General features: G+C 66.3%; 3 protein-coding genes and 1 pseudogene. All 4 read left to right on the top strand.

Going from position 1 to position 4066, the window contains the following annotated elements:
* Positions 1-75 precede the first annotated feature (75 nt).
* Positions 76-1088, top strand: a pseudogene (locus BO1_RS55895) (ABC transporter permease subunit).
* 54 nt (positions 1089-1142) lie between these two features.
* On the top strand, positions 1143-2060 hold the full coding sequence (locus BO1_RS48220; protein WP_028223698.1) for an ABC transporter permease subunit: 918 nt from the start codon (positions 1143-1145) through the stop codon (positions 2058-2060).
* A 1-nt stretch (position 2061) separates the two neighbouring features.
* Positions 2062-3060, top strand: a complete 999-nt coding sequence (locus BO1_RS48215) for an ABC transporter ATP-binding protein (RefSeq protein ID WP_028223697.1) — start codon at positions 2062-2064, stop codon at positions 3058-3060.
* Positions 3057-4058, top strand: coding sequence for a peptide ABC transporter ATP-binding protein (locus BO1_RS48210; protein ID WP_028223696.1), 1002 nt, complete (start codon positions 3057-3059; stop codon positions 4056-4058). The genes BO1_RS48215 and BO1_RS48210 overlap by 4 nt, the downstream gene beginning before the upstream one ends.
* Positions 4059-4066: the final 8 nt, after the last annotated feature.

The following is a 4066-nucleotide window of genomic DNA, read 5'->3' as shown; positions in this document are numbered from 1 at the left end:
TAAGGTCCGGCGACCGGGGTCACGAGCCCCTGTCGCCGGTTGCGTTTCATTCCAGGCTTTAAGGGGGAACACCACATGTTCCGCTTCGTATTGCGCCGCGTCGGCATGGTGATACCTACCTTCATTGGCATCACGCTGCTCGCGTTCGCGCTCATCCACCTGATTCCGGGCGATCCCATCGAAGTGATGATGGGCGAGCGCGGCGTCGATCCGCAAATGCACGCCGAGGCGATGCACCGCCTGGGGCTCGACGAGCCCCTGCCGATGCAGTACGTGCACTACGTCTGGCACGCGATGCACGGCAATCTCGGCACCTCGATCATCACCAACACGAGCGTGATGGGCGAGTTCCTCGCGCGCTTTCCCGCCACCGTCGAGCTCTCGTTCTGCGCGCTCATGTTCGCGCTCATCGTGGGCCTGCCCGCCGGCGTGTTCGCGGCCTTGCGGCGCGGCACCGTCGTCGATCACGGCGTGATGGGTACCGCGCTCACCGGCTACTCGATGCCGATCTTCTGGTGGGGGCTCATCCTCATCATGGTGTTCTCGTCCAAGCTCGGCTGGACGCCGGTTTCGGGGCGCATCGCCGTGGAGTACGACATTCCGCACGTGACGGGCTTCATGCTGATCGACTCGCTCCTGCCCGGCACCGACGAAGGCTCGTTCAGGTCGGTGCTCTCGCACCTGATCCTGCCCGCGATCGTGCTCGGCACGATTCCGCTCGCCGTGGTCGCGCGCATGACGCGCTCGTCCATGCTCGAAGTGCTGCGCGAGGATTACATCCGCACCGCGCGCGCCAAGGGCCTCTCGCCCGTGCGCGTGATCGTCGTGCACGCGCTGCGCAATGCGCTGATTCCCGTGGTGACCGTGATCGGCCTGCAGGTCGGCACGCTGCTGCGGGGGCCGTGCTCACCGAGACGCTGTTCTCGTGGCCCGGCATCGGCAAATGGCTGATCGATGCGATCAGCCGGCGCGACTATCCGGTGGTGCAGGGCGGCATTCTCATGATCGCGACCCTCGTGATCGTCGTGAACCTGTTCGTCGATCTGCTGTACGGCGTGCTCAATCCGCGCATTCGACATACGAGGTAATCACGCCATGACGATGCAAAACCCGCAATCCATTCATCGGCTCGTGGAGGCATGATGGCTGACATTCAGAACACCGTGCCCGCCGCCGTCACGCCGCCTTCGGGCCGCGCGCTCGTGCTGCGCGAATTCTGGGCGAACTTCTCGCGCAACAAGGGCGCCGTGGGCGCCGGCGTGATCGTGCTGCTGCTCGTTTTCGTGGCGGTTTTCGCGCCGCTGATCGCGCCGCACAGCCCCATCGAGCAATACCGCGACTTCGTGAAGATCCCGCCCGCCTGGCTCGACGGCGGCAACTGGAAGTTCATTCTCGGCACCGACGAAGCGGGCCGCGACATCCTCTCGCGCCTGATGTACGGCGCGCGGCTGTCGCTGTGGATCGGCTGCGTCTCGGTGCTGCTCGCGCTGATTCCGGGCGTCGTGCTCGGGCTCGTGGCCGCGTTCTTCGAGAAGTGGGCCGACACGCCCATCATGCGGCTTATGGACGTGCTGCTCGCGCTGCCCTCGCTGCTGCTCGCGGTGGCCGTGGTCGCGATCATCGGCCCGGGCCTCACCAATACCATGTTCGCGATCGCGATCGTGGCGCTGCCCGGCTACGTGCGTCTGACGCGTGGCTCGGCTTTGGGCGAACTGCACAAGGAGTACGTGATCGCCTCGCGCGTGGCCGGCGCCGGCACGCTGCGGCTGATGTTCTCGCAGGTGCTGCCCAACTGCACGGCGCCGATCATCGTGCAGGCCACGCTCGGCTTTTCGTCGGCGATTCTCGACGCGGCCGCGCTGGGCTTCCTCGGTCTTGGCGTGCAGCCGCCCAAGGCGGAGTGGGGCGCGATGCTCGCCTCGGCGCGCGACTACATCGACAGCGCCTGGTGGATCGTCACGATGCCTGGCCTTTCCATCCTGATCTCGGTGCTCGCAATCAACCTGCTCGGCGACGGGCTGCGCGACGCACTCGATCCCAAGCTCAAGCGGATGGCCTGACATGAACAAAGAACTGCTAACCATCCGCAATCTGGCGGTGAACTTCAACGGCCTGCCGGCCGTGGATCGCGTGAATCTTTCCGTGGCGCCGGGCGAGGTGCTCGGCATCGTCGGCGAATCGGGCTCGGGCAAGAGCGTGACGATGATGGCGCTGATGGGCCTCATCGACGCCCCCGGCAAGGTGAGCGCCGACTCGATCACGTTCGACGGCCGCGACCTGCTCAACGCCACCGGCAAGGAGCGCCGCCGCATCGTCGGCAAGGACATCGCGATGGTGTTCCAGGACGCGCTCACGAGCCTGAACCCGAGCTACACCGTCGGCTATCAGATCAAGGAAGTGCTCAAGCTGCACGAAGGGCTGCGCGGCTCCGCGCTCAATGCGCGCGCGCTCGAGCTGCTCGACCAGGTGGGCATTCCCGACGCGAAGAACCGCATCGACAACTTCCCGCACCAGATGTCGGGCGGCATGAACCAGCGCGTGATGATCGCGATGGCCGTGGCCTGCAACCCGAAGCTCCTGATCGCCGACGAGCCCACCACGGCGCTCGACGTGACGATCCAGGCGCAGATCATGGAGCTGCTCGTGCGCCTGCAGAAGGAGCGCGGCATGGCGCTCGTGCTGATTTCGCACGATCTGGCCGTGGTGTCCGAAGTCGCGCAGCGCGTGGCCGTGATGTACGCGGGCGAGATCATCGAAACGAACCGCGTGCCCGATATCTTTTCGAGGCCCCATCATCCGTACACGGAGGCGCTGCTCGCGGCGATTCCCGAGCACAACAAGGGGGCGATGCGGCTGGCCGCGCTGCCCGGCATGGTGCCCGGCCGCGACGACCGGCCGAGCGGCTGTCTCTTCGCGCCGCGCTGCAAATACGTGGTGGACGACTGCATGAAGGCAAGGCCCGCGCTCGGCCCGGTGGCCGATGAAAGTGGCTACGCCCAGGTCCGCTGCATCAAGCCGCTGAACGCGGCGGCTCAACCCATCCACGGAGGCGCGAGATGAACGCAGTCCAGCAACACGCGGCTCATGAAGACGACAAGGTGCTCGTCGCCGAGGACCTCAAGAAGCACTACAACGTGAAGCGCGGCATGTTCGGCACGGGCACCGTGAAGGCGCTCAACGGCGTGTCGTTCTCGCTCACGCGCGGGCGCACGCTCGCGGTGGTGGGCGAGTCGGGCTGCGGCAAGTCCACGCTCGCGCGCCAGCTCACGATGATCGAGCCGCCCACGGCGGGCAAGCTCACCATCGACGGCGAGGACGTCGCGCACGCGAACGGCGAGAAGATCGCCGCGCTGCGCCGGCGCGTGCAGATGGTGTTCCAGAACCCGTTCGCCTCGCTCAATCCGCGCAAGACCGTCGAGCAGACGCTCGGCGAGCCGCTCGCGATCAACACCCAGCTCACGGCGAGCGAGCGCGCCGACCGCATCGCGCACATGATGCGCATCGTGGGCCTGCGGCCCGAGCATGCGAAGCGCTATCCGCACATGTTCTCGGGCGGCCAGCGCCAGCGCGTGGCGATCGCGCGGGCGATGATCCTCGATCCGCAGATCGTGGTGGCCGACGAGCCGGTCTCCGCGCTCGACGTCTCGATCCAGGCGCAGATCCTCAATCTGTTCATGGACCTGCAGGAGCAGTTCCGCACGAGCTACGTGTTCATTTCGCACAACCTGGCCGTGGTCGAGCACATCGCCGACGACGTGATGGTGATGTACCTGGGCGGCGTGGCGGAACTGGGCGACAAGAAGACGGTGATCGGGCGGCCGCGCCATCCGTACACGCGCTCGCTGCTCTCCGCGACGCCCGCGATCTTCGAAGCGGACCGGCATGTGAAGATCAAGCTCGAGGGCGAGCTGCCTTCGCCGCTGAACCCGCCTTCGGGCTGCACGTTCCATCAGCGCTGTCCGTATGCGATCGAGCGGTGCCGCAAGGAAGTGCCGCTGCTTCGCGAAGTGGATGGGCGTCAGGTATCCTGCCATCGTGCAGAGGAGGTGGGGGAATAGAATGCCTT

This window comes from Paraburkholderia oxyphila NBRC 105797, from assembly GCF_000685075.1.
GTDB classification, from domain to species: Bacteria; Pseudomonadota; Gammaproteobacteria; order Burkholderiales; family Burkholderiaceae; genus Paraburkholderia; species Paraburkholderia oxyphila.
This window is presented reverse-complemented; position numbering and strand designations above follow the sequence as displayed.

What these genes read in the sequence shown, in the direction of transcription:
- BO1_RS48220 (WP_028223698.1), top strand. Translation starts at nt 1,143, where the DNA reads ATGGCTGACATTCAGAACACCGTGCCCGCCGCCGTCACGCCGCCTTCG.
- BO1_RS48215 (WP_028223697.1), top strand. Translation starts at nt 2,062, where the DNA reads ATGAACAAAGAACTGCTAACCATCCGCAATCTGGCGGTGAACTTCAAC.
- BO1_RS48210 (WP_028223696.1), top strand. Translation starts at nt 3,057, where the DNA reads ATGAACGCAGTCCAGCAACACGCGGCTCATGAAGACGACAAGGTGCTC.